At 62.4% G+C, this 25,828-nt stretch carries 24 protein-coding genes and 1 pseudogene; 13 read left to right on the top strand and 12 right to left on the bottom strand.

The window, feature by feature from the left end:
- Positions 1-4 precede the first annotated feature (4 nt).
- From NKH49_RS07735 to NKH49_RS07725, 3 genes are read right to left on the bottom strand one after another with little or no spacing between them, the layout of a single operon-like run.
- Positions 5-2,326: a xanthine dehydrogenase family protein molybdopterin-binding subunit gene (locus tag NKH49_RS07735; RefSeq protein ID WP_352925812.1), complete on the bottom strand. Its 2,322-nt coding sequence runs from the start codon at positions 2,324-2,326 to the stop codon at positions 5-7.
- Complete coding sequence (locus NKH49_RS07730; RefSeq protein WP_352925810.1) at positions 2,323-3,306, bottom strand: FAD binding domain-containing protein; 984 nt, start codon at positions 3,304-3,306, stop codon at positions 2,323-2,325. The genes NKH49_RS07735 and NKH49_RS07730 overlap by 4 nt, the downstream gene beginning before the upstream one ends.
- Positions 3,303-3,788: a (2Fe-2S)-binding protein gene (locus NKH49_RS07725; protein WP_352579463.1), complete on the bottom strand. Its 486-nt coding sequence runs from the start codon at positions 3,786-3,788 to the stop codon at positions 3,303-3,305. Before NKH49_RS07725 ends, NKH49_RS07730 begins: the two co-directional genes overlap by 4 nt.
- 718 nt (positions 3,789-4,506) lie before the next feature.
- Here NKH49_RS07725 and NKH49_RS07720 point away from each other — a divergent pair.
- Entirely contained in the window at positions 4,507-5,139 is a 633-nt protein-coding gene (locus NKH49_RS07720) for a TetR/AcrR family transcriptional regulator (protein ID WP_352925808.1), read from the top strand.
- An 18-nt stretch (positions 5,140-5,157) separates the two neighbouring features.
- Here the strand turns inward: NKH49_RS07720 and NKH49_RS07715 are convergent, their stop codons facing one another.
- On the bottom strand, positions 5,158-5,598 hold the full coding sequence (locus tag NKH49_RS07715; RefSeq protein ID WP_352451439.1) for a lipid-binding SYLF domain-containing protein: 441 nt from the start codon (positions 5,596-5,598) through the stop codon (positions 5,158-5,160).
- A 265-nt stretch (positions 5,599-5,863) separates the two neighbouring features.
- On the opposite strand from NKH49_RS07715, the gene NKH49_RS07710 reads away from it, so the two are divergent.
- On the top strand, positions 5,864-6,805 hold the full coding sequence (locus NKH49_RS07710) for a hypothetical protein (protein WP_352925806.1): 942 nt from the start codon (positions 5,864-5,866) through the stop codon (positions 6,803-6,805).
- Positions 6,806-7,429: 624 nt separating this feature from the next.
- On the opposite strand, the pseudogene NKH49_RS07705 reads toward NKH49_RS07710, so the two are convergent.
- Positions 7,430-8,991: pseudogene (locus tag NKH49_RS07705) on the bottom strand (serine hydrolase).
- 128 nt (positions 8,992-9,119) lie between these two features.
- Positions 9,120-10,553 (bottom strand): coiled-coil domain-containing protein, encoded by a 1,434-nt coding sequence (locus NKH49_RS07700; protein ID WP_352925804.1) that lies wholly within the window; start codon positions 10,551-10,553, stop codon positions 9,120-9,122.
- A 469-nt stretch (positions 10,554-11,022) separates the two neighbouring features.
- Between NKH49_RS07700 and NKH49_RS07695 the strand changes: the two genes are divergently transcribed.
- From NKH49_RS07695 to NKH49_RS07670, 6 genes are all read left to right on the top strand, one after another.
- Positions 11,023-11,763, top strand: a complete 741-nt coding sequence (locus tag NKH49_RS07695; RefSeq protein WP_254819718.1) for an ATP-binding cassette domain-containing protein — start codon at positions 11,023-11,025, stop codon at positions 11,761-11,763.
- Between the two features lie 55 nt (positions 11,764-11,818).
- The gene (locus NKH49_RS07690) at positions 11,819-12,880 is read left to right on the top strand and encodes an ABC transporter permease (protein ID WP_352489990.1); all 1,062 of its coding nucleotides are present in this window, start codon (positions 11,819-11,821) and stop codon (positions 12,878-12,880) included.
- Between the two features lie 53 nt (positions 12,881-12,933).
- Positions 12,934-13,938 carry a sugar-binding protein gene (locus NKH49_RS07685; protein WP_352489989.1) on the top strand — a complete coding sequence of 335 codons (1,005 nt, stop codon included), beginning with the start codon at positions 12,934-12,936 and terminating at the stop codon, positions 13,936-13,938.
- A 47-nt stretch (positions 13,939-13,985) separates the two neighbouring features.
- Positions 13,986-14,735 (top strand): glucose 1-dehydrogenase, encoded by a 750-nt coding sequence (locus NKH49_RS07680; RefSeq protein WP_352489988.1) that lies wholly within the window; start codon positions 13,986-13,988, stop codon positions 14,733-14,735.
- A gap of 183 nt (positions 14,736-14,918) precedes the next feature.
- Positions 14,919-15,830, top strand: coding sequence for a DUF930 domain-containing protein (locus NKH49_RS07675; RefSeq protein ID WP_352541197.1), 912 nt, complete (start codon positions 14,919-14,921; stop codon positions 15,828-15,830).
- Positions 15,831-15,989: 159 nt separating this feature from the next.
- A complete protein-coding gene (locus NKH49_RS07670) occupies positions 15,990-16,790 on the top strand; it encodes a class I SAM-dependent methyltransferase (protein ID WP_352501257.1) in 801 nt (266 codons plus the stop codon).
- A 64-nt stretch (positions 16,791-16,854) separates the two neighbouring features.
- Here the strand turns inward: NKH49_RS07670 and NKH49_RS07665 are convergent, their stop codons facing one another.
- The 4 genes from NKH49_RS07665 to NKH49_RS07650 all read right to left on the bottom strand — a co-directional run bounded on the left by NKH49_RS07665 (position 16,855) and on the right by NKH49_RS07650 (position 19,232).
- Complete coding sequence (locus NKH49_RS07665) at positions 16,855-17,430, bottom strand: dihydrofolate reductase family protein (RefSeq protein WP_352501258.1); 576 nt, start codon at positions 17,428-17,430, stop codon at positions 16,855-16,857.
- A gap of 101 nt (positions 17,431-17,531) precedes the next feature.
- Positions 17,532-18,065, bottom strand: a complete 534-nt coding sequence (locus tag NKH49_RS07660) for an SRPBCC family protein (RefSeq protein WP_352501259.1) — start codon at positions 18,063-18,065, stop codon at positions 17,532-17,534.
- Complete coding sequence (locus NKH49_RS07655) at positions 18,062-18,451, bottom strand: ArsR/SmtB family transcription factor (protein ID WP_352501433.1); 390 nt, start codon at positions 18,449-18,451, stop codon at positions 18,062-18,064. The genes NKH49_RS07660 and NKH49_RS07655 overlap by 4 nt, the downstream gene beginning before the upstream one ends.
- Before the next feature lie 145 nt (positions 18,452-18,596).
- Entirely contained in the window at positions 18,597-19,232 is a 636-nt protein-coding gene (locus NKH49_RS07650; protein ID WP_352925800.1) for an ankyrin repeat domain-containing protein, read from the bottom strand.
- 229 nt (positions 19,233-19,461) lie between these two features.
- Between NKH49_RS07650 and NKH49_RS07645 the strand changes: the two genes are divergently transcribed.
- Complete coding sequence (locus tag NKH49_RS07645) at positions 19,462-20,316, top strand: aldo/keto reductase (RefSeq protein ID WP_352501260.1); 855 nt, start codon at positions 19,462-19,464, stop codon at positions 20,314-20,316.
- Between the two features lie 230 nt (positions 20,317-20,546).
- On the opposite strand, the gene NKH49_RS07640 is transcribed toward NKH49_RS07645, so the two are convergent.
- Entirely contained in the window at positions 20,547-20,852 is a 306-nt protein-coding gene (locus NKH49_RS07640) for a hypothetical protein (RefSeq protein WP_352925798.1), read from the bottom strand.
- Between the two features lie 236 nt (positions 20,853-21,088).
- Between NKH49_RS07640 and NKH49_RS07635 the strand changes: the two genes are divergently transcribed.
- Positions 21,089-22,381 carry an Nramp family divalent metal transporter gene (locus NKH49_RS07635; protein ID WP_352925796.1) on the top strand — a complete coding sequence of 431 codons (1,293 nt, stop codon included), beginning with the start codon at positions 21,089-21,091 and terminating at the stop codon, positions 22,379-22,381.
- A gap of 33 nt (positions 22,382-22,414) precedes the next feature.
- Here the strand turns inward: NKH49_RS07635 and NKH49_RS07630 are convergent, their stop codons facing one another.
- On the bottom strand, positions 22,415-22,624 hold the full coding sequence (locus NKH49_RS07630) for a hypothetical protein (protein WP_352817076.1): 210 nt from the start codon (positions 22,622-22,624) through the stop codon (positions 22,415-22,417).
- Positions 22,625-22,957: 333 nt separating this feature from the next.
- Between NKH49_RS07630 and msuE the strand changes: the two genes are divergently transcribed.
- Genes msuE through NKH49_RS07615 form a run of 3 tightly spaced genes read left to right on the top strand, consistent with a single transcriptional unit; the run spans position 22,958 to position 25,821 of the window.
- Entirely contained in the window at positions 22,958-23,515 is a 558-nt protein-coding gene (gene msuE, locus NKH49_RS07625) for an FMN reductase (protein WP_352501262.1), read from the top strand.
- Positions 23,516-23,567: 52 nt separating this feature from the next.
- Positions 23,568-24,932 (top strand): LLM class flavin-dependent oxidoreductase, encoded by a 1,365-nt coding sequence (locus tag NKH49_RS07620; RefSeq protein ID WP_352501263.1) that lies wholly within the window; start codon positions 23,568-23,570, stop codon positions 24,930-24,932.
- Between the two features lie 40 nt (positions 24,933-24,972).
- Positions 24,973-25,821, top strand: coding sequence for an ABC transporter permease (locus tag NKH49_RS07615; protein WP_352501264.1), 849 nt, complete (start codon positions 24,973-24,975; stop codon positions 25,819-25,821).
- Positions 25,822-25,828: the final 7 nt, after the last annotated feature.

Below are 25,828 nucleotides of genomic sequence, written 5' to 3'. Positions count from 1 at the left end.
CCGCCTAAATCAGCTTCTCCAGCGTGATCGGCAGGTCCCGCACCCTTTTCCCGGTGGCGTGGAATACCGCGTTGGCGATCGCCGGCGCCACGCCGACAATGCCCAGCTCGCCGACCCCCTTACCGCCAAGCGCCGAGGAATGCGGATCGGGAATACCGACCGAGATCACCTCGATGTCGGGAATGTCGGCATTGGTGGCGATGAGATAGTCGGCGAAATTGTCGTTGACGATGCGCCCATGCCGGCGGTCGACGATGCCCTCCTCGAGCAGCGCCTGGCCGATGCCCATGATGATGCCGCCCTTCCATTGGCTTTCGGCGAGCTTGGGATTGTAGAGCCGGCCCGAATCCAGCGCCGACACCACGCGGGAAACGCGAACCGTGCCAAAGTCCTCGTCGACGCGGACTTCGATGAAATGCGCGCACCAGCTGTGGCGGGAATAGTCGCCCTCGGTGTGTGGCAGCGCCATGGCTATGGTGGTGTAGTTCTTGTAGCGGTCCTCGACCGTCGAATTGGCCGGCATGGTGTCGCCCTTCGCCTCGATATGCTCGCGCCCGACGCTGCTGAGCAGTTCGGCGATCGAAACCTCAGGGCCGTTGCCGCGCGGCGAGGCGATGCGGCCATTGGCGACGACGAGCGTGTTGGCCTGCAGCGCATGGAACGGCGAAGCCGGATCGCTGATGGCGAGCCCGATCAGCTGGTCGAGCGCGGCACTCGCCGCCTTGTGGACGGCGCCGGTCATCACCCCGGCCAGCCGCGAACCGCCGGTGACGCCGGCACGGGCATAGCGGGAATCGCCAAGTTTGACGACGACGTTTTCCGCCGGCACGCCCACCACCTCGGCGGCGGTCTGCGCCAGGATCGTGTAGGTGCCCTGCCCCATGTCGATCGATGAGCTTTCGACCTCGACCGAGCCGTCGGCGAGAATACGCACGACCGCCTCGCCATAGGCGCGCCGCACCGGATAGGTACCTGCCGCGACACCCCAGCCGATCAGCTGGTTGCCGTCGCGCATCGAACGCGGCCGGAGGTTCCGCTTCGACCAGCCAAAGGCTTCGGCGCCGGCCGCAAAGGCCTCACGCAGCTGCCGTGTCGACCACGGCTTCTTCGCATGCGGGTCCTGCTCGGCATAGTTCCTGAGCCGGATTTCCAGCGGATCGATACCGACCTCATAGGCGAGCTCGTCGATGGCGCTTTCGATGCCGAAGGCGCTCGGGTTCTCGCCCGGCGCGCGCAATGCCCCCGGCACCACCGTGTTGACCCGCACGACGTTCTGCCGCGACGAGAAATTCGGCGTCGCGTACATGACCGAGGTGACCGAGCCGAGCGGCTCGACCCACATGCCGTCGACCGAGGTCTCGTTGACGCCGCGATGCACGATCGACTGGATCTGGCCCTCCGCGTTGGCGCCGAGCGCCACGGTCTGGCGCGTCGCCGCCCGTCCGCCATAGGCGGTGAAGGTCTGCGGCCTGGTGACCGCCAGCTTCACCGGCCGTCCCAGCATTTTCGCGGCGACTGCCGCTACAGCGCCGTAGCCATAGGCAAACGCCTTGGAGCCGAAGCCGCCGCCAATATAGGGCGAGACCAGTCGTACATTCTCGAACGGCACGCCGAACCATTCGGCATAGGTCCGCGCCATGCCGTCGAGCCATTGGCTCGGCTCCCAGACCGTCAACTGGTCGCCCTGCCACTTTGCGATCAGGCCATGCGGCTCCATCGGCGCCTGGTATTCGCGCGGCGTGTTGTAGGCGTTGCAGATCCTGACCGGAGCCGAGGCGAACGCTGTCTCCGCTTCGCCCCATTCCTTGGTCATCGCATCGACGGGGATGCCGTCGCCGGCCTTTGGATCGCTGAGGTCGACGATCGCCGGCGCCTCGTCATAGGCGATCTTGACCAGCGCCGCGGCGGCGACCGCCTGCTCGAAACTCTCGGCCACCACCGCCGCGACATGCTGGCCGCTGAAGGTGACGTCGCGCGCCAGCGGGCAATAGGCGACGTCCGGCGGCGGCGTGCCCAGCCAGTCCGTTGCGGTTCTCAGCGGCAGGATATTGTCGGGCGTCAGCACCAGCAGCACGCCGGGCGACGCCTTGGCCGCGGCCGTGTCGATCGAACGCACCCGGCCGGCGGCAATGGTGCTCTCGACCAGCACCGCATGGGTAAGCCCCTCGAGCTGCTGCTCGACGGCGTATTTGGCGGCACCGGTGATCTTGGCCGGGCCGTCGACGCGCGACAGCCGGCCGCCGACCTGGTCGGCGAGGACGGCACCGTCCGAAGCGTCGCCGCGTTTGGCATCGCCGGGTCTTGTTCTCAACTCGTGAACGGTCATGCCGTTTCTCCCATTTTGAGGATGGCGCGGGCGACGACGCGCGGCGCCAGTTCGATCTTGTAGTGGTTGGCGCCATGGTCGACGGTGCCCTCGACGGCGAGCAGGCTGGCTTGCCTGACGACCTCCGGCTCGAGCACTTTGCCTTTCAGCGCCTCTTCGACGGCAAGGGCGCGCCATGGCTTGGTGGCGACACCGCCAAGCGCGACGCGCAGATCGCGGATCATCCTTCCGTCGGCCTCGAATTCGATGCCGACCGCGGCACTTGCCGCGGCGAATTCATAGGACTGGCGGTCGCGGACCTTGAGATAGGTCGAGCGGCGGGCGGCCGCCGAAGCGGGAATGCCGATCGCGGTGATCATCTCGCCGGGCTCGATCGCATGTTCCCTTTCGGGCGTGCTGCCCGGCAACAGGAAAAAATCATCGACGGCGATCTGACGGTCGCCGAGATGGACGATCGCGTCGAAGGCGACGAGTGCAACCGCCAGGTCGCCGGGATAGGTGGCGACGCAGGCCTCGCTGGTGCCGAGCACGGCATGGCCGCGGGTGACCCCGCCGGTCGCCGAGCAGCCGCTGCCGGGCGAGCGCTTGTTGCAAGCGGGGAAATTTGCCGGATCGCGGAAATAGGGGCAGCGTGTACGCTGCATCAGATTGCCGCCGATCGTCGCCATGTTGCGCAGCTGAGCCGACGCCGCCTGCCACAATGCTTCCGAGACTGCGGGGAACCGACTCTTGATATCGGCATGGTCGGCGACGCGGCTCATCCTGGCCAGCGCGCCGATCGTGGCGCCCCGCTCATCAACGGCAATCGTGTCCAGTCCCTTGAGATGGGTGATGTCGACCACGGTCTCGGGTTCGGCAACGCCGCATTTCGCGAGATCGACAAGCGTCGTGCCGCCGGCCAAAAGCATGGCACCGGGAAGTGCTGCTGCCTCACGGGCTGCATCGACGGAGCCGGCGCGGAGATACGAAAAGTCCCTCATGACGCGGCCTCCACGGCCGCCTGGCGCACGGCGGCGATGATATGCGGATAGGCGCCGCAGCGGCAGAGATTGCCGGCCATGTATTCGCGGATCTCCTCATCCGAGCCGGCATGGCCTTCGCGAATGCAGGCGACCGCCGACATGATCTGGCCCGGCGTGCAATAGCCGCACTGGAAGGCATCCTGTTCGAGGAAGGCGGCCTGCACCGCATGCAGCGTGCCATCCTCCCCGGCAAGCCCTTCGATGGTGGTGATGTCCCTGCTTTCAGCCTGAGTGGCAAGCGTCAGGCAGGCCAGCACGCGCTGGCCGTCGATATGAACGGTGCAGGCGCCGCACTGGCCCTGGTCGCAGCCCTTCTTGGTGCCGGTCAGGCCGAGATGGTCGCGCAAGGCGTCGAGCAGGGTAACGCGCGGTTCGACCTCCAGCTCATGTCGATGTCCGTTGATTCGAAGTTGGATTGGAGTTCGGGTTTTGCTTGTCATGGGGCGTCTGGCTCCAGTTGCTTGACGCGGGAGGGGATGATCTGGTGCCCGGCCGGCGAGTGGCAAGGTCAGCTTATGGCTAGGTGAAGGCTATCTACCCCTTGGGGGAAATGCCCGGCAGGGCAGAGGGGGGTCTGCCTGACTTGGTGCGACCTCAGGGAGGGCTGCGGCTTGCGAGGTCGAAAGACGTGACATACCCGATCCCGTGATTACATGAGAAAGGCGCTCCACAATCGGAGGCGCCTCCGTTTATTACCTAAGGGCCTGCCCTGCCCTGTTCAAGCCCCGGATCGAAATTGATCGAAATTGGAGAAAATTGGCAGGGCAGCCAGCCGTCATGCCTGGAGACAAAAAAGCACCACCGGCCCAAGCCGGTGGTGCTCTCTGAACTGTCTGTAGGGGCAGGACAGTCCAATGATCCTGAGGGGATCGTGCTCAACGTGGGCTCATTTTTGCCCCACGGCATCGGCCGAACAGATGAGGAGTGCCGGCCGCGAGGAAATATCCTCCGTCGTCATCCACCGGACGTCATCCACGGGCCGTGCACCGGGGGCGGGCAAGATGCCTCGCCTGCCGGAACGCCGGCCCAGATTCGATCCTGTGATTATGTTTACTTGCGATTATATTTGCCGGAGACGTAACGAAGGTGGAAGCGTCTGCGTTCTTGAAACGGGGCCTGCCTATCCGGGTATGCTTCGGATCAGCACTGGAGAAAAAATTGGCCGCGGAGCCGCCCGTCATTTCTGGAGACAAAACCGAAGCCGCCGTTGCAAAGCCGCTGCGCGCCGACGCGCAGCGCAACCGCGATGCGCTGGTCGAGGTCGCGGCAAAAGCCTTTGCCGCGCAAGGCGGCGATGCCTCGCTGGAGGAGATTGCGCGCCAGGCGGGCGTCGGCATCGGCACGCTTTACCGGCATTTCCCAACCCGCGAGCACCTGGTCGAGGTGGTTTATCGGCGCGAAGTGGAAGGACTGTGCCAGGCGGCCGACGAACTCGCCCACGATCATGCGCCCGACATGGCGCTCGAACAATGGATGCAGCGCTTCGTCGATTACATCGCCACCAAGCGCGGGCTGTCGACAAGCCTGCGCATCCTGCTCACGACCAACTCAACCCTGTTCTCCGACGTTTCCGGCAAGGTGACGCTCGCCTTGCGGCGGCTGATCGATGCCGCGGTCGCCGACGGCTCGATCCGCGGCGATGTCGATGCCTCCGACGTGCTGCATGCGCTGGGCGGCATCTATTCGGCCCCTGACACCAAGGACTGGCGCGACCGCTCGCGCCGATTGGTGTCGCTGCTGATGGATGGGCTGCGGTTTGGAGCGGCCAAATCCGGCCCATCCAAGGAATAACGAATGCAGTGACTGTCCCTATTTCAGCGAGATGCTCATACCGCTGAGATCGGCATTGACTTGCAGGCCTACCTGCCTGCCCGTGAGTTCGAGTTGGGCACCCTTGTCATTGGTCATGACGATCACCTGGGCTCCTTTGCCGAGCGCGCCGCCACCGCCCGCTGCACCGTACACCCCCGTCACATCCCGGGCGCGGCGTATGTGGCGCACGGTACCTTTGAAATAGGTCTTGGAGGCGCCGAAGGCGAGGCCGCCCGAGATGCCGCCGACCGAGATCGGATATCGGCGACCATGGAAGGTCAGTGTGCCCTCGCCTCCGGAGCCGCCGATGAAGAAGGCCGCCTTGTAGACGGCGAAGCGGATCGTACCGCTGTCGGCATGCGCGACGCTGGCAAAGCTAACTGCCGCCGCAGCGATGACGGCAACTGCGACTGAACGAAATCTGGACGAAATCTTCATGATGAGAACTCCTCAAGATCGCCGCATGCCCAGCCGGCCGGGCACGTCGGCGTCGTATCAAAGTCATAGCTGAACAGTCTCGCCGGTCATTGGTTCCAAGCACGCGGCCTGAATCCGGCTGCGAGAAGACCGCCACGAAACGAGGCGGATGGCGAGCGTAGTCCTGGCTGTAAGAACAGTGGCCGAATGGTGGGGATGATCGTAGGTGTTGAGGCGGAATGGTATTAGTCTGCGCTGTCTGGGGTTTCGGGAGCGCGGCAAAGCAATGGACTTCAACTCACGCCATGGCTACCTGCTGATCGGCGGCCTGATCCTGGTCGGCGCCGGGCTCCTGGTCGTTTCGCTGATCGTCAATCTTCGCGTGGCGCACAGCGTGCGTGACGACGTACGCCATCGTGAAAAGCTGCTGGAATATTATCGCAATATCTTTTCGCAGCTGGGCGTGATCCTGATCGGGATTGGCGTGTCCCTGTTCATCTTCTTTTTCCAGCAGAATTATCAGGACCAGCGCAAACGCGAAGCGGAGCTCCAGCAGGTTCTCGCCAAACTGGCGGCGCGTGTTGCCCGCGGCAGCGCTGTCGTGGAGGCCCTCGGCGAATTCGACGCGCTGCTGGATGATGGCGGTGCCTATGTCAGTCCGGAACACGGCGGTGACAACGCCGCTGTCAGCGCCCACGGAACGGGGCTTGCCAAGCAGGTTTCGCAGATCCTTCTGGTCGAGCGCGACGTCGATGTTCAGGGGTTCGATATTCTCAATCTGTCACGCGATTTCGAAGCATCGTTCGTCGTCAACGAGCTCAACCCAATGCTTTGGTTCAACATCGTCCGGGACGAGAGCGACATCAAATATGCCACTACCCAGATCGCTCTGGATTACAAGGACCTGCAGGATGCAATCGGCGGCGAGCCGATCGAGGTTGCGATCGCCAATCCCGAAAAGGAACGGAAGATCAAGCAGGAGGTGCTCGACGTCTTTTATGATGCCGACCTCCTGCGCCAGCGCAGCAGGCGGTTTCTCGCCCGCGCGTGCTGGCTTTTCAGCACGGGGCGCGGCTTCGTCAAGCTTGCACCGGCCAATGAAATCGAAGCCGATGCCAGATCGCACCAGGAATGGCTCGACCGGTCGAAACCCTTCCTGACGCAGTTGAAGTCAGGAAGCGGCGATTGCTTCAAATTGCTCCAGTTCGGCCCGGCGCCTTTGAGTTGAGAACGAGCCAAACACTCAACGACCAGGTTCGACCCCATTGCGGACGATCAGTCAAGCGCCACAAACGCGTATGACTTCATCAGATCAAGTGTTGTCTCGGCGCGTACAGAAAGGTTGTCTGGCACCTCGATCCGAACGAGTAAAAATGTCTGTTCCTTGATCAATTCCGAACAAAGCGGCAATCGGTCGGGGACCATCGAAATGGCACGATGCCCATCGCTGTGGAGATGCATCTGTATCGGTTTCTTTGAGCTCGTCTTCGAGAATCCTACGCAATCCGACATCAAGGGCCTCGCCAGCCATGTGACCGAGTTCATCGATCAGCGGGTTCCAATTAACTAGCCAGACCCAATTCTGCACCCAGGCCACCTGCTGGTCTCCAATTTGGGACGAAAGCCGACTGGTCTCGTTAGTCGGTCTTTGCATGATTTGTCGAATCCGCTATCGGCGATTCCTACCATAATAAGCTTGACTGCTTTTTGACCATCTCGGCTGTTGGCGGCAGCCAGCTGATTGAATTTTGACCTAAAGCGGTTCAGCTTTTGATAGTCGCTAACCCGCTCCAAATATCTGTTTTTACGCAATTATGGACGGAAAGCCGCTCCGGACTTTCCTGGAAGTGCTCTAATCTCCCACGCGTTGCAGCGTGCCGAGATGATTGTCGTCGAGAAATTCGACGATGATGGCCGACGCCTTGCCGTCGGGGCCGACGGCAAAGCTGACGGCCGAGGGCCTGTCCGGCATCTCGGCATCGGGGAAGGTCACGAAGAGGTCGCGGTCGAAATGCTTCAGCGAATAGGACCGCGCGCCGGCAGGCCCGACCTTGAGGACAAGAGTGTCTCCTTCGCCCGATACAATAGCATCGCCGAAGAAGTCGTTGAAGTAACGGCCTGCATAGGCACTGGCCGGCTCGGCCGGACTTGCTGGAGAGGGCGGCGCGGCATAGGTGGCCTTGGCCGCCGCAATCACCGGGCCGAACATGCTCGCATAGATATTATTCCATGCCTTTACCTTATCCTTCCCCAGCGTTCCGTCGAAGACGAGATCGGCGAAGTTGTCGGACAGCCCCTCCGGCACGCCTGTCGGAAAGGCGTTGGCGACGACGACGATGCCAAGCTTCTCCTCGGGGAAGAGCATCACCAGGCTGCGTGCGCCGGTGCTGAAGGCGCCCGCATGACCCCAGATCAGCCCGTGCCGGCCGAATTCGATATTCCAGCCGAGGCCGTAGAAGGCCTCGCCTCCTGAGACGGGACTCTTGCCGCGAGCCGTCAAGGGAATATGTGTCTGGTCCAGCGCATCGGCGGCAATGAGTCTCTTGCCGGCATAGACCCGTTGCCGAGGACAAGGCGCATCCATTGCGAGAGGTCGCGTGCGGTGGAACTGACGCCGCCTGCTGGCGCCTGCGCATCCGGATAGCGCTGGACTTTCGCGGTCCAGGCGCCATCAATTTTGGCGTGGAGCTCGGCGCGGTTGGCGTGCTTGATGAAGTCCGAATGACGGGAGCTAGTCGAGGCCATTCCAAGCGGACGGTAGAGCTTCTCTTCGGCGACCTCTTCCCATGATTTACCCGTCGGCTTCGCGGCCGCGACGGCACCCTCGGTCAGTCCGAAATTGCTGTAGGAATAGCCCGCACGAAAGCTCGATGACGGCGACACGAACCGCAGCCGGCGCAGGATCTCCGCGCGGTCATAGCCGATATCCTCGAGGTCGTCGCCGGCGGTGCCGGGAAGCCCGCTGCGGTGCGCAAACAGGTCGCGGACCGTGAGTTCGCTGGTCGGATAGGGCTGAGCGAGCCGGAAAGCCGGATCGAGGTCGGCGATCTTGGAATCCCACGAAGCGATCCCGTCGCTGACCAGCGCCGCCACGACGGTGGCGGAGACCGGCTTGGAGAGCGAGGCAATCTGGAAAACCGTGTCAGCATCGACGGTCTCCGGTTTTCCGGCTTCGCGATGCCCGAACCCCTTGAGGAAGATCACCTCGTCGCCATGCACGACGCCGATGGCCAGACCAGGCACGCTACCATCCGCGACGACGCCTTCGGCCAGTAATTCGAGCTTCGCAATGGCCGCGGCGATCCGGTCGGGCGTAATGGTGTCGGCCGACGCCGCTTTCGGCGAAAGCATAATGAGGGCGATGAAGGCCAACATCCTCCACCGGAGGTGATTCCAGTTTGTGAACAGCCGCATGCTCAGCCCCCTCCGCCTCACCGGCGTCCACTATTGCAGCCTGACGCGGGGGAGGCCAGCCCCAACGATCGCTTCCATCGGCGGATGTTCGCTTCGCACCAGTCGAACTTCAGACAGCCGCGCCTGAGCTAGGATGCAGCGCGCAGGCGGAGGCGCCGCCTGCTGGCGCGGGCCTTCTCCGCCACCGCGGCGGTGATCTCGACCACGCCGTCTTCACGCGGTCTGGCGTTGGTGACCTTGTGGAGCCGCTCATAGGGCAATAGTTCCTTGACCCGGGCTTGAAGCGACGCGACTTCGGCTCGCAGATCCTCGCATTCCTGCCGCTGGACGTCGAACTGTATCTGTTCGGATGCCTGCTGCAGGGAAAGCTGCGAAAAATTCGCGCTGATTGCGGAAAGGTTCATCTTGTCGTTTTCGCTCTCCTTCGTGAGGGCGGACAATTTTTGCTCGACAATTTGCTTTTCCGCCACCGCGTCGCTCGCTTGGGCTTTGAGCCTGGCGATCTCGCTGGCGGCTTCGCTGTTGTGGTTGGAGGCGGCCTCCAGTCGCGATCGAAGATCCTCGATTTCAGAACGCAAGCCGGTCATCTCCGCGACACTGCGTGCAAGTTCGGCTTCCCTGTCACCGTCCCTGATGCGGGCCGCTTCCGTTATTTCCGATAGCTTTGCCTGCGCCATATCGAGCGATTTCTGCAGCCGCATCTCCTCTTTCTCGCTCTTGCCAAGCGCGGCCAGCAGTTCCGAAAGCTGCGCGGCATCATTGGCATGGACAGTCGAGAGTTCGTCCAGCCTGTGCCGGGCCTCGGCCTCCCGTTTCAGCGCCTTGTCGAGGTCGATCGACAGGCTGACATGTTTCTCCCGCAGCATCTCGTTCTCGCGCGAGCGTCTGTTGGCCTCGACGGCTCTGGCCGAGAGTGTTTTGACAAGCTCGCCGAACTCGGCCTCGCGTTTTGCGCTCGCATTGCCTGCGACGACGAGTTCCAGCCTTGCCGCAGCCAGCGCGCCGCGGAGTGCTTCCTTGTCCTCGACCAGGCTCGCCTCGTGCTGCTGCAGGGCCTCGATAGCGCTGTCGCGCTCGCGCTGCTTTCTGGTTGCATCGTGGAGCTGTTCGGACAGCACCCTTTGCTGCGCGGTCAGGCCGGTATTTGCCAGCTCCAATTCGTTGGCGCGAAGAATGTCGCCGTGAAGCAGTTTCAGGAATTCGCCCGTCAGATGATGCGAGGTCGCGATCTCCGACAGTTTCGCATTGATCTCCCCCAGATACTCCTGCGCGTCGTGAAAGAGCCCATCGACCGCATTTAAGGCAGCCAGCCGGGTTTGCGTATGGGGGGACAGCCGTCGTGCGGTCTCGAAGGCGTCCGCATTGGCTTCGAGCTGCGAGCTGTCATCCGTTGTCGCGAGATTCTCATCCGATACCGTCTCATCCGGCACAGTGACGTCGTTCAACGGCGACTGATCGTCCACATTGAGACATTCGCTAAACGCATCCGCCAAATCGGTTTCGAGCTCCTTGAACGCTCTCTCCACTGTCTCGGCACGCTTGATCAAACCTTTGAAATTCATGACCGAATATCCCTCTCGTGCAGCGCCGGCAAGGAGCGGATTTTCAATACTTGACCCTCGCCTCCCCCGAATGCGGGTTCATCTCCTGACGTGCGCTCTGGCCGACGCACGCTAGGGACAGGCTTGGCCACTGTCCTCGTGTGTTTGAATGACGCAAACCGTGTTCTGCCGCGCTCCATACCCGAGGCGTTGGCACCGCTCGCAAAACGCCTACTCATTTCACCCGAAACGGATATGAAGCGGCGCAAGCCTGAGGATCGCCTGGTGATTGTCTTAAGGACCGGCCGAGCCCTCGGTGTTCTGCAGCAGCTACAAGGTCACGGCCTAAGACGACGCGTGTCACTGCCGGGAGGCCTGACCTAATAGATGCCTGACCTAATAAATGATTGTGTTGAATACGTTTCGCTGATTAGCTGCTGTGCATAGACCAGGGACAAGACCGATAAAATGTTGTCCCGGGAGGACCGCGATGCCGGTGCTTGAGGTTCGCCACGTCTCCAAGAATTTCGGGGCTATCCAGGCCCTGACCGACGTTAGCTTCCAGGTGGAGCGAGGCGAAGTCGTTGGTCTGATGGGGGACAACGGCGCCGGCAAGTCGACGATAGTCAAGACTGTGGCCGGGAATTTTCCTCCGAGCGACGGCGAAATTGTAGTCGAGGGCGAGGTGTGCCACTTCCACCAGCCCGTGCAGGCCCGCGCCAAGGGGATCGAAGTTGTTTATCAGGACCTGGCGCTCGCCGATAATCTGACGGCCGCGCAGAACGTCTTTCTGGGGCGCGAGATCAAGAAGGGCTTCTGGCCGATCAGGATTCTTGACAAGCAGGCGATGATCGATCGCTCGGCAGCGCTGTTCAAGGAACTCAAATCGGAAACCCGGCCGCGCGACCTCGTCAGGAAGATGTCGGGTGGGCAGCGCCAGGCGGTCGCCATCGCGCGGACCCGGCTTTCAAATGCCAAGCTGGTGCTGATGGACGAACCAACGGCCGCCATCTCGGTGCGCCAGGTGGCGGAAGTACTCGAACTGATCCGACGCCTCAAAGCACAAGGAGTCGGCGTCATGCTGATCAGTCACCGAATGCCTGACGTGTTCGCCGTGGCAGATCGCATTATCGTCCTCAGGCGGGGCTCGAAAGTTGCCGACAAGCCAGCCGACAAAACATCGCCCGAGGAAATCACCGGACTGATAACGGGGGCCATCCGTGGCGAATAGTGTTCAGGAGTCAGTTGGCGTTCAGGGCTCAGTCGAAGAACATGGCAGGCCGGCCATGTCGGATTTCGTCCCGACCAAGGAAAAAACAGTTCTCCAACGTGTGATTTCAAGTCAGCCCTTCTGGGTGATGATCGCGCTCATCGCGCTCGTCATGTTGATGACTGCGATGGAGCCGAGCTTCGGCACCTCTGAAAACGTCGCCAATGTGACGCGCAACTTCGCACCTTTCGGCATCATGGCACTTGGCATGACGATCGTCATCATCACCGGCGGTATCGATCTGTCGGTCGGCTCCGTCATGGGTCTCGTGGTCATCGTCGCCGGCCTGTTCCTCACCTGGCATTATCCCTGGTACGTCGCCTTCGCCATGGGCCTTTTCTCCGGTCTGGCCTGTGGCGCGGTCAACGGATTCTTTGTCGCCTATGTCGGGATGCCGTCCTTTGTGGTCACCCTCGGCATGCTGTCCGTCGCGCGCTCGCTGGCGGTCGTATTCTCGGCCAACCAGATGCTCTACCAGTTCGGGCCCGATGCTCCGATCGTGAAGGCAATCGGTCAGTGGAAATGGCCGCGGCATGGTCCGAACGACTGGGCACCGCATTGGATACCAGAACTGTCGTCACAGTTCTGGACCATGGTGATCCTGGCCCTGATTGTCGGCTTCGTATTCAACTTCACAGCCTGGGCCCGGCATCTCTTCGCCATCGGCGGCAATGAGGAGGCGGCACGGCTCACCGGCGTTCCGGTCAACTGGATTAAATTCGAGGCCTATGTCTTCTCGGCTTTCACCGCCGCGCTCGCCTCGCTCCTGCTCCTCGGCTATAACGGTTCGGCTATAAATGCCATGGGCCAGGGCTACGAACTGCGCGTTATCGCCGCGACAGTCATTGGCGGCGCCAGCCTCATGGGCGGCGCCGGCACGGCCTTCGGTGCGATCATCGGTTCGGCCTTCCTCGAGGTGATCAGGAATGCGCTGCTGATGGCCGGCATCGATTCAAACTGGCAGGGTGCCTTCGTCGGCGCCTTCATCGTTCTTGCGGTTCTCTTGGGCATGCAAACGGGCGGCAAATCGATTCTCGCCGCGTCGCTGGCAGTCTTGATGCCCAAAAAACGCCGCTAGAAACCCGCCGGCGGGAGGCTTGCGGGACATCACACCAAGGAGGAGAACGTCACATGAAAAAACATCTGCTGACGGCCGCCGTCGCGCTTGGCGCAATGGTGCTTGCCGTTTCCGGCGCCCAGGCGAAATACACCTTCGCCCTGGTGCCGAAGAACATGAACAATCCTTTCTTCGACCAGGCACGCGACGGCTGCAAGAAAGCCGAGGCCGAATCCAATGGCGCCGTGGAGTGCATGTATATCGGCCCCGGCGAGCATGGTGGTGGCGACGAGCAGGTGCAGATCGTGCAGGATCTCGTGGCCAAGAAGGTGGACGGCATCGCCGTGTCGCCATCGAACGCCGCCGCGATGGCGGTTGCGCTGCAGGCCGCCAAGGAAGCCGGCATCCCGGTCCTCACCTGGGACTCCGATCTCCTGCCCGAAAACAAGGATCTGCGCGTTGCCTATATCGGCACGCACAATTATGAGATCGGCGAGAACCTCGCCAAGCTTGTCATGCAGATCAAGCCCAAAGGCGGCACGATCTGCATCCAGTCCGGCGGCGCCGCGGCGGCCAACCACAACGAGCGCATGCAGGGCATTCGCGATACGCTTTCGGGCACCAAATCGGCGGCCTCGCCCGGGGATCGGCTGACGGGCCAGAACGGCTGGACCGAAATCGAAGGCTGTCCGCTCTACACCAACGATGATTTCCCGCTTTCGGTGCAACAGTTCGAGGATATCATGGCGAAAAACCCGAACCTCGACGCATTCGTCCCAACCGGTGGCTTCCCGCAGTTCATTCCCGACGCCAACCGCGCCGCGGTCGCACCGTACAAGGACAAGATCGCCTCGAAAGCCCTGGCCCTTGTCGTTGCCGACACGCTTCCGGTACAGATCGACCAGATGAAGGAAGGTTTCTCCCTTGGCCAGGTCGGTCAGCGGCCGTTCGAGATGGGCTACAAGACGATGATGGCGCTGAAGGACATGAAGGAGGGCAAGGCTCCGCCGGCCGACCCGACCTACACGGGCCTCGATGTCTGCACTCCGGAGACAGCCGACACCTGCGTCGCCAAATAGCGCTTTTGGGCGGGAGGAAACTCCCGCCCTTTTCATAGGGGATCTCAATGCCGGAATTGTTCTCGCTCAAGGGCCGTGTCGCATTGGTCACGGGTGCCTCGCGTGGTCTTGGTTTTGCCATGGCCAAGGCACTTGCCGAAAACGGTGCGACGGTGATCGTCAATGCCCGCGACGTGGCCGCCCTTTCCGTGGCGGCCGAAAGGATCGGTGCAGAAGCCCTGCCGTTCGATGTCACCGACGCGGCGATCTCAAGGGCGTCGCTCGAAGGAATCGTCGAACGCCACGGCCGCCTCGATATTCTGGTCAACAACGCCGGCATCCAGCATCGGAAACCGCTGGTCGAATGGCAGGACGAGGATTTCAACCATGTGGTTGCCGTCAATCTGTCGGCTTGCTTCCGCATGATGCGCGACGCGGTGCGCCTGATGCTGCCAAACAAGTTCGGGCGCATAATAAACACCGGATCGGTCGCAGCGATCCTTGGCCGCCCCACCATTCACGCCTATGTGGCGGCAAAGGCGGGCCTGCACGGGCTGACACGCTCCACTGCCGCTGAGCTGGGCCGTCACGGCATCACCGTCAACGCCATCGCCCCCGGCTATTTCGCCACCGAGCTCAACACCGCACTTATGCACGACGAGGCCTTCACCAAATGGGTCGAGGCACGAACCCCCGCGGGCCGCTGGGCCCAGCCTGAGGAGCTCGGCGGAGCCGTGGTGTTTCTCGCCTCCGACGCTGCCGCTTACGTCAACGGGCACGTGCTGGCGGTTGACGGCGGGCTATCGGTTTCCCTGTGATTTCAACCGGCGACACCGTGCCGGGAGGGCGTGCCTGCTAGCCGCCTGAAATGACGACTTGATGCATGCGCTGCTGGCCCGGTCCCCTGCGCGGACGCCGACGCCACACGATTGGATGCCGCGCCGCATTGCAGCCGCCGACTTTCGATTCGCAACAGGTTATTTCGACGTCTGGCGGCATCGATGCTTGATGCCGCCAATATTTCATTCCACACACCGGTCACGATGAGAGACGACATACGGGATCAGCGCCGGGTATTCGGGTGGGCCTTGCCTGCCTCCGCGGTCGTGCATTTGCTCGCCGCCGCGCTTCTTTTGTCCGCACTGCCGCTGTCGTCCCCGCAGCCGCAGAAGGAGCAGCCCATCGCAGTTGATATCGTGCCGCCGCCTAAACCGCCGGAAAAAACCAAACCTCCGTCCCCCGCTGAACCGCCCAAGCCGGAAAAGCAGCCGGAAGCCAAGGTCGAGACGCCGACGAGCCGTGAGGTCACCGCGCAGAGACCTGTCTTCCAATTCGGTGAGAAGGACGCCGGTCCTCGCAAGTCTCTGGACGGCAACAGTGCGGAGGATGGTTCGGAACAACCGCCAGCGCGGCAAGATCCCAATAAACAGGACCCTGCACAGGCGCCGGACGTGACCGCGGTCGACGGCAGAGACTCGGCTCCGTCGCCTGGCGCATCCGCGCCGCCTAAGCCCAAGCCAGCGAACGTCGCCAAGGAGCAAAAACCCTTGAAGCTTCAGCAAGCCAAGACGTTGTTCTCGGAAGCAGCAACCGGTGATCCGATAGCGACAATCGCAATGGCTGCTTTGCCGCGCGGCGAACGGGTCGGGCAGCTCTGCGCCACGGAACTCGGCGGGCAGTTGCTCCACGCCTCGCCCCCCTATTTTTTTGACAGCATTCCCAAGTATCGGTTGAAGGAGGGCACGGTCCTTGACGTCGCCAGTGCACCCTTTCCCGTCAACGGGCAGTGGTACGACCTGAGCTTTCGTTGCGAGGTCGATCCGGACGCGACGAAAGTCATTTCCTTCGGCTTCCGTGTCGGAGATCCGGTGCCGCGCAGCGAATTGAAGCGTCGCGGGCTGCCGGCCGAATAACTCGCTGAGGCTAATCGAGGCCGACGCGGGGACATCAATCCGCGAAGCAACCCGGCATCCATAAGTTAGCTTTCGCCAACGGCTCCCCGAGGTGGACGAATGCTCGCCCGCCTTGGCAATCGCTGTGTCGAGGTTTAGCTTATGCTAAGGGAGGGTTCGATGACTTCAAGTTTCAACGTTCACCATGCTGCCGGCTATGAGCAGCTCATGGGCCGCTGGAGCCAAAAGCTCGCGCCGCTGTTCATCGGTTTCGCGGGCCTCAAGGACGGCGAAAAGATCCTCGACGTCGGTTGCGGCACCGGCAGTCTGACCTTCGCGCTCGCCAAGGCCGCTGACCTCGGTGAGGTCGCGGCGATCGACTTTTCGGCCGTTTTCGTGGAGGAGGCAATCCGGCGCAACACCGATCCGCGGATAAAAATCCGTCAGGCGGATGCCTGCGCCCTGCCCTTTGAGGACGGCGCGTTCGACCGTGCCCTGGCCCTGCTCGTGCTCCATTTCGTGCCCGAAGCCGGCAAGGCAGTCGCCGAGATGCGCCGCGTCGTGCGGCCGGGCGGCGTCGTCGCGGCGACGGTATGGGACCATCTCGGCGGCATGCCGGGGATGCGCATGATGATCGACACGGTGGCGGTGCTCAGTGAAGGCGGACGCCAGCTGCGTGCCCGCTATTGCACGCAGCCGATGATGCAGCCGGGTGAAATGAAACGGACCTTTGTCGAACAGGGTCTCCGCGACGTTACGGAAACCCAGTTGATGATCCGCATGGACTACCAAAACTTCGATGATTACTGGGCGCCGATTGCCGCCGGCGAAGGGCCGCTCGGCAAGTATGTGGCCGCGCTCGACCCGGAAGAGCGGGCGCGCACCGACGCCGCCATGCGCGACGCCTACGAGGCCGGCCGGCCCGATGGCCCGAGGTCCTTTGCCAATGTCGCCTGGGCCTGCCGCGGCGTCGTTGCCTGACCTTGGCGCTAATGCATGCCGCGAAAAAAGCGCGTCGCATGAGGCCGATCGAACGCGACGCGCTTTAGCCGATCCCATAGACCAGCCCGACGCGGCCGTCCGAAAGCTGTTCGACCTTGCGCAGTTCGAGCCCACGACGATTTTTCGCCGTCCCAAACAGCGCCTTTCCGTCACCGGCGAGCAGCGGATAGACGATCAGCCTGAGTTCATCGACCAGCCCGGCATCGATAAGGCTCGCGGTAATTCGGGCGCCGCCCATAAGGTAGATGTCCTTGCCGGGCTGCTGTTTCAGCGCAGCGATATCCTCGAAATTCCGCACGAAGCGCGTCTTTGGCCAGGCCGCCGAAGTCATTGTGTTCGACAGCACATAATGCGGCGTCTGCGCGGCGAAGCGGGCCCATTCTAGCTCGGCCGGCTTCGGCAATTTGCCGGTCATCGGCAGCGGCTTGTCGGGCTCGTTCTGGATGGCGCTCCAGTAGCGCTCGTAGCCGGCATACATGACGCTGCCAAGCAGGCAGGCATCGATTTGCGGCGTCAGGCCGTATTCGTCCGACCACGCGTCGACCCAATCGGCGTAACCCTCGGGCCCCTCCATCTTGCCATCGACGGAAATCTTCATTCCAGCGATCAATTTGCGCATGACTTCCTCCATCAGGCTTGCGGGATGCAAGCACGTTTCATCGGTTCAGCGTTGCTTCGTGTTGCTGGCGGCGACCTCAGGGATAGCCGCCGCGAGTTACATCAGGCCGGCAGACGGCGGTCGTATTCTTCCCGCAGGTGGCTCCAGCCGTCCCAGAACGAGGTCGGCGTCTTGCCCGCCAGGCGGGCGGCCAGCAGGTCGAGGTGGATGTGCCAGCCGGCGGTGATGTTGAGCTGGATTGCACGTTCCGGCAGGCGGCGATGAACGACGGTGAGCAGCACATCGCTACCCTTCGCCTCCAGCAAGAAGGAGACGCCGCCGGTGTTTCCCCAAGTGATGGAAAGCTTGGACGGCGGATCGAGTTCGGTGATCCGGCCCTCCATACGATGCTCTTCGGGAAAGCCCGCGGGGCGCTGGCCAGGCGGGTCCGTCAGCTCGTCGTTACGCCAGACCAATTCGAACGAGCTGCCGGCCTTCAGTTCCATCTGGCCCGCGGCCATCCATTGCCGGCGCAAGTCACTCTCGGTGAGATAGGCCCAGACGCGCTCGATGGGGCCGGGCAAGAGGCGCTGGATGGTGAACGTGGCGGGCTCGCTCAGCTCGCCATAGGCGTCGATGCTTCTCATCTGGTTCATTGCTCGTCTCCTTCATTCGGGTTGGGCGATTTCCTGGACTCATCCTGGGCTTTGCGTGCGTCCTCTTCGCGAAGAAGGCGTTCGAGAACATCGAGACGACCGGTCCAGAAGCGCTCGTAGAAGCTGAGCCACTGATGGGCGCTGGCCAGCGGTCCAGGGGCTAGTCGGCACAGATGCGTGCGGCCCCTCACCTCTCGACGAATAAGCCCTGCGTTCTCCAGCGCCTTGATGTGCTTGGAGGCCGCCGCGAGCGACATCGCGAAGGGTTCCGCCAGCTGGCTTACCGTTTTCTCGCCATCAGCGAGATCGCGAAGCATGTGCCGCCGGGTGGCGTCGCCAAGGGCGTGAAAAACCGCGTCCATCTGGGGTGTCTCTAATTCAACCATGTAGTTGAATATAGACGCGCGCTTTGAGATAGTCAACCATTTGGTTGAATAATTTATGCGAAGCGCCGCGGGGCCGCTTGCGCCACCGAGCGCGTCGACGTGACGGGAGATAGGGACGCGCCCCGCGACAGTAAGGGCGAGGCCCTTATTTGCCGTCGAAGAAACTGTGGATCGCGGCTTCCAGCTTTTCGATAAGCTGAGGGTTGTGGCAGCTGCCAGCCCAGATCAGGGCGTTTAGCCTCATCTCTTTGTTGATAAAGCTCACTTTCCCAGAATCCAGCAGGTATTCCGCGATCTCGTAGTGCCGCCCCTTGATAGCCTCGATGAGCGCGTTGTTTCTCCCCGTCTTGTCGGTCAGATTTACTTCCGCGCCATTCTCCACGAGCAACTTGACGACTTCGAGATGCCCGTTCTTCGCCGCCTCGATAAGAGCCGTTCTGCCGTAGTAGTCAGCTCGCGCGTTGATCTCTATTTGGGGGTGTCTCACGAGGACTGAGATACACGCGTAATGTCCCTTGGCCGACGCAAGGCTCAAGGGCGTGCTCTTCCACTTGTTTCTGGCATTCACGTCGATTTCCGGGTCTTCGATCAGCGCCTCCACCACAGCTGTGCGGCCATTGAGGGCTGAAAGGTGAAGTGCAGACCAGCCGCCGTCGTCCGACTGATTGATGTCGGCGCCAGCCGCCAATTCCGATCGAACCGCCTCCGCATCGCCTTGTTCTGCCGCGACCAGCAGGGGCGACCAGTCTCTTGCCCCTTCGGCTTCCAAGCTGTTGGTCAACGCAGTCGCCTCCTCGGATCGTCCACAGAATACCACAGAATCCGCGATAGTGGGGTCGTCCTGTATAGAGTTCCCTGGAGTCCGTGGGTCGCAGAGAGCTGTCGGCCCGAAGCGGAGGATCAGCGCTTCACGTCCGTCTCCTCACATTCTCCTGATATCGACTGGCTTTGGCGGCCATTCAGACTAGATAGAGCCTGCGCCGGGCGGAACGATGCAGAAGGACCTGAACATGCCTGAACAGATTACACTGAATAGACCTGAACAAATCAGATTGAACGACGGCTCCGCCATTCCGCAAATCGGCCTCGGCGTGTGGCAGGTCGATCCAGCCATCACCGCCAAGGTGGTGCGCTGGGGAATCGAGGCCGGCTACAGGCTGATCGACACCGCCGAAGGCTATCAGAACGAGGAAGGTGTCGGGCAGGCGATCCGCTCGGCCGGCGTCCCAGGAAGCGAGTTGTTCATCACCTCGAAACTGCGCAATGGCGCGCATCAGCGCGACGCCGCCTTGCGCGCCTTCGACGAGACGATGAGCAAGCTCGGCATCGAACAGATCGACCTGTTCCTGATCCATTGGCCGGTGCCCAGCCAGGACAGATATGTCGAGGCCTGGAAGACGCTGATCGAACTCAGGCAATCAGGCCGGATCAAGTCGATCGGCGTTTCGAATTTCAACCAGGACCACCTCGAACGGATCATCGGCGAGACCGGCGTCACGCCGACCGTCAACCAGATCGAGCTCCACCCCCGCTTCCAGCAGCGTGACAAACGTGAATTCCACGACAGGCACAACATCCGCATTGAGAGCTGGAGCCCGCTGGGCAGCGGCCGGCTGTTGAGCGATCCGACGCTTGAAAGTATCGCCAGGAAACACGGCAAGTCGGTGGCGCAGACGATCGTCAGGTGGCACCTTCAGGAAGGGCTGATCGTCATTCCAAAGTCGATCCACCAGGACCGCATCGCCGCCAATTTCGATGTCTTCGATTTCGAGTTGGAAGCGAAGGACCTCGAGCTTATCCGGGGCATGGATTCGCCCGACGGCCGCACCGGCCCGAACCCCGCCACGGCCGCATTCCTGTTCTAACGAGGCGGGCCAACCGGGACGTTGGCATTCCTTCACACCCCCTCTGTCCTGCCGGACATCTCCCCTTCAAGGGGGGAGATCGGCAGCTTCAATAGCCGCGCCCTTCTTGCAGCGTCGGAGATTAGCGAAGGCCGCGATGAGGGCCAATCTCCCCCCTTGTGGAGGAGATGTCCGGCAGGCCAGAGGGGGGCGCTGTCCCGCCAGCGATCAAAACTACCCTTCCCGCTCGCTCATATCCCGGAGCCATCCACCAGCGGCACATCTTCGCCCTCCCAGGGGCTAGGCATCGATCCCTTGCTGAGATTGGCCGACGGCAGCGGCATCCAGCACTTCAGTTCGGGTTCGGCATATTCGACGATGCGTCCTGGAGACGAGTCGGAGGCGCGCCAGCCTTCGCTGCCGAACTGATCGGCGCGGGCCCAGTAAGCCATGTCGACCTCGGCCGGACCCTGTTCGGACGGCCGAACCGTGACAAGCATTCTGCTGCCGTCCCTTGGCGCGCTCGACATGTGGCGCCACTGACCGGGCTCGTCCATTGCAGTTCCTCCTGCGATCTTCGCCTCGAACGGATAGTCGCTTCGCGTTCGGAAGCGGTCAACCCGAACTTTTTTGCCTGAGACAAAACCCCTGTCCCGTCGTCGCGGAACAAGTCATGGCACGCCGGGTTTGGGCAAGTTGTTGAAGGAAGCAAAATGAGACCAGCGCCGCGACCGATCCTTACCATTATTGCATGGCAGGCCGCGTCTTTCGTTCGCAACCCGGTCCCGTCGCAATGAGGCAGGCCGGTTCCGATCATTCCATCCCACCGAAGGTGGGCAAAGGCGGCATAGGACGAGCGCTCGGCCTCGGCCTGATAACAGGGGCGGCCGACGACGATTGTTCCGCAATAGGCACCTATGCCAGTGCCGGCGCCCGTTTCGGACCCGACCTGCTCTGGACGGCTCCGGTGACGTTGCCGATGATGTACGCGGTCGTCTACCTGTCGTCGAAGCTCGGCCAGGTGTCGGGTCGCGGATTGTTCCACGTCATCAAGGACTTCTACCCGCGGTGGCTGCTCTGGTCGGTGCTGTTGGGTGTGCTCATCGGAAACACGATCGAGGCAGCGGCCGATCTCGGCGGAATGGCCGCGGCGATCAACATATTCGTGCCGCTTCCCATTCCGCTGATCGTGCTGTTCGTCGCCGCCCTCATCTTCGCCCTCCAGGTTTTCGGCTCCTATACTTTGATCCGTAACATCTTTCGCTGGCTGGCGCTGGCGCTGCTCGCCTATGTCGGTGCCGCCATTCTGGCCAAGCCGGACGCCGCGGCGGTGCTGCGCGGGACGCTGCTCCCCAGGATCGAATTCAATCGCGAGTTCCTGTCGATCCTGGTCGCCATCATCGGCACGACGCTGTCCGCCTATCTCTATACGTGGCAGTCCAATGAGGAGGTGGAGGAGGAGATTGCCCAGGGGCGCACAACGCTCAGCCAAAGGAAGGGCGCTACCGACAGCGAACTCCGCCGCTCGCGCCGGGACATCCTCATCGGCATGATGTTTTCAAATCTCATCATGTATTTCATCATCCTGTCGACGGGGGCGACGCTCTACAAGGCGGGGCATCACGATATCGACACGGCCGCGCAAGCCGCGGAGGCGCTGCGACCGCTCGCCGGCCAGGCCGCAAGCGTTCTGTTCGCCGCAGGTGTGATCGGCGTCGGTTTCCTAGCGGTTCCTGTCATGACCACCGGCGCTGCCTATGACGTGGCACAAGCCATCGGCTGGAAAAACAGCCTGCACGCCCGGGCTCGAGAGGCGCCCAAATTTTACCTCGCCATCGGATTTTTTACGGCGATCGCCGCTGGCCTGAACTTTCTCGGCTTCAATCCGATGAAGGCGCTGGTCTGGTCCGGCATCGTTCAGGGCTTCTCGACACCGCCCTTGCTGCTGCTCATCATGCTGATGACGAACAGCCGCAGGATCATGGGCGATCAGGTGAACAGCCGCAGCACCAACATACTCGGCTGGGCAACGACCGTCGCCATCTTCTCGGCGACGATCGGCCTGGTGGCAACCTGGTTCATGTGATCAGGCGGAAGCAAAGGGACGCCGCCGGTTGGATTACCCGTTCCCGCTTGCGGATTGCCCCAGCTTTGCCGGCCTTGGAAACTCCACAACATCTCCCACCGGCCGCTTGTATTGCGCTGCGACAATTGCATCGATCAGGATATCCAGTGCCGCACGAGCCGTGCGGCTCGTCTCGTCCTCGCCGCTCAGATAATGGCAGGCTCGTTCGAGATGGAGGTGTGCGGCGGCAAAGTCGCTTGTCATCGGCTTCTCCCTGTTGCCCGCCGGCCGGCAAGATGACCGCCTCGATTTACCCAAAAGCAAATATCCACAGCCGGATTTGAATCAAATTGGCCTGACTCACCGTAGCCCGCGGGACAAGGTGCTGGCAGGCTTTTGCATCGCTGGTCGATGCACTGCGACGGCACAGTACGCCGCATTGAATGAACCAATTGTGGGCGATGTGCCGCAAACTCCGTTCGCCCAATGCGCTACTTTTGAAATTTTCTCACTCTCTTAATTCTACAAACTCTCTAGATTTAACCTAGATCGCTAGACCCAAGATCTTAAAATAGAGCGCTTGAGAGGGAGCCAGGAATGTCGAAAAAGCTCGTGGTGGGGCTGTCGGGCAATTTGACCCGGCCCTCGAAGACCAAGGCGTTCGTCAGCCACATCGTCGGGCAGGCCGCCGAAAGCATCGGCGCGGCCTCGGCCGTCTTCGATATCGAGGATCTCGGCGCTTCCCTGCCGCAGGCAAGGCGCCTCGGCGACCTCGACCCGGCGGCGCGCAACATTGTCGAACGGCTGCTGGGCGCCGACATCCTGGTGGCCGGCTCGCCGACTTTCAAAGGCAGCTATACCGGGCTTTTCAAGCATTTCTTCGACCTGCTCGATCCGTCGTCGCTGAGGGGCAAGCCCGTCATTCTCGCCGCGACCGGCGGCGGCGAGCGCCATTCGCTGATCGTCGAGCACCAGTTGCGGCCGCTGTTCGGCTTCTTCGAGGCGCTGACCATGCCGACCGCGATCTACGCCTCCGACAAGGATTTTGCCAATGGCGTGCTGGTGTCGGAAGCCATCCACGCCCGCGCCCGGCAGGCGGTCGCCGAGGCATGCCGTGTAACCGGGGTGCCCTACGGCGTCGGCCTTGCCGCCTGAACGCACCACTGACCCGAGATCCCCTTTCCGATCCGTCCAGGAGCACGCCGCGATGACCAGATCCACCAAATCCGGGCAAATCAAACTGGGCGCTTTCCTGCCCGGCGGCGGACAGCATATCGCCGCCTGGCGCCACCCCGAGGCGCCGGCCGACGGCGCCACCAATTTCGAGTTCCACAAGCAGCTCGCCCTGACCGCCGAGCGCGGCCTGTTCGATGCCTATTTCCTCGCCGACAATCTGACGGTCGGGCTCGGCGCCCGCGAAGGCGGCAATGCCAAGATCGCCGGCTTCGAGCCAGTGACGCTGTTTGCAGCGCTGGCGCCGCTCACCACGCATCTCGGCTTCATCGCTACCGCCTCGACCACCTACGAGGAGCCCTACACGCTCGCCCGCAAATTCGCCTCGCTCGATCATCTGTCGAATGGCCGCGCCGGCTGGAACGTCGTCACCTCGGCCGGCGACGAAACCGCGCGCAACTTCAATCGCGAGACGCAGCCTGCCCACGCCGAGCGCTATGCCCGCGCGCATGAGCACGTCGAGACGGTCAAGGCCCTGTGGGACAGCTGGGAGGACGATGCCTTCATCCGCGACAAGAAATCGGGGCGCTTCTACGACAAGGACAAGCTTCACGACATCGACCACAAGGGAGCGCATTTCAGCGTGAAAGGGCCGCTCAACGTGCCGCGCCCGGTGCAGGGGCACCCGGTCGTGGTGCAGGCGGGGCAATCGGAAGACGGTCGCAAGCTCGCCGCCCACTCGGCGGAAGTCATCTTCACCGCCCATCAGAACTTGGCGTCGGCGCAGGAATTCTATCGCGATATCAAGGCGCGCGTGGCGGCCGTCGGCCGCGATCCCGAGCAGGTGCTGATCATGCCGGGCGTGGCACCCTTCGTCGGCCGCACCGAAGAAGAAGCGCGCGCCAAGTACCAGCAACTGAACGATCTCATCCTGCCCGAAGACGGCGTCGCCCTGCTCAACGGGCTGGCCGGCCAGACGCTCGACATCACCGGCTATCCGCTCGATGGACCGCTGCCGCCGAGCAAGGAGACCGAAGGCATGAAGAGCCGCCAGGCGCTGATCCGCCAGATTGCCGACGAGCACAACTTCACCATCCGACAGCTTTACCAATGGGTGGCAACGGCCCGCGGCCATTATACCGTCATCGGCAGCGCCACGCAGGTCGCCGATCAGCTGGAGGAATGGTTCGGCAACGAAGCCGCCGACGGCTTCAACATCCTGCCGCCCTGGCTGCCCGGCGGGCTCGACGACTTCGTCGAGCTGGTGATCCCCGAACTGCAGCGCCGCGGCCTGTTCCGCACCGCCTATGAAGGCAGGACCCTGCGCGAGAACCTCGGCCTCAGGCGGCCGGAAAACCCCTGGACCGCCGCCCGCTCGGCGGTGCTGGCCGCCGAATAATCCCGAGAAACCCGATACTTTCCAAGCAGGAGGCAACCCGATGACCTTGCAGCACATCGAACAGGCCGCCAGCCTCGGCACGCCTGACAGCACGACAAGCCTCGGCACGGACTTCCTGCGCCTCGGTGGCCGGGCGGGCATCCGCTTCCTGTCGCGCTACGGCGTCCTCATCGCTTTCCTCGCAATCTGGCAAGTGTCGAGCAGCGCGGGCTGGGTCAACGCGGCCGTGCTGCCGCCGATCGACATGATTGTCGCGGCACTTTGGAAGGGGCTGGTCGGCGGCACTCTGCTCGGCGACATCGCCATCAGCCTGCAGCGCGCCGGTCTCGCTTTCGCGGCCGCCGTGCTGGTCGCCATCCCACTTGGCCTGTTCATGGGTCAGGTGCGCACGGTCGAAACCGCGCTCGATCCCATCCTGCAGGTTTTCCGCCAGACCTCGGCGCTGGCGCTCTATCCCGTCTTTATCCTGCTGCTTGGGCTCGGCGAAGCGTCCAAGGTATTCGTCATCTTCTGGGCGACGCTGTTCCCGCTGCTGCTCAACACCATCGGCGGCGTCAAGCAAGTCGATCCGAAACTGCTGGAGATGGCCCGCGTCTATGGTGCCAGGCAGCTCACCGTCTTCCGTCGGGTCGTGCTGCCCGGCGCCGTGCCGTCGATCTTCGTCGGACTGAGGCTCAGCGCCACCACGGCGCTGCTGCTGTTGATCGCTTCCGAAATGATCGGCGCCAACAAGGGCATCGGCTTCCAGGTGATGAACGCGCAATACAATTTCCAGATCCCGCTGATGTTTGCGGCAATCGTCATCCTCGCCGGCCTCGGCCTGATTGCAAACCAGGCGCTGGTCAGCCTGCAGCGCCGGCTCTGCCGCTGGAGCAATTCCGTCGACTGACCACCCG

Origin of the sequence: Mesorhizobium sp. M1088, assembly GCF_040318575.1 — a bacterium.
Lineage (GTDB): Bacteria > Pseudomonadota > Alphaproteobacteria > Rhizobiales > Rhizobiaceae > Mesorhizobium.
Note: the sequence above shows the minus strand (reverse complement) of the source record. Positions and strands in the feature narration are given on the sequence as shown.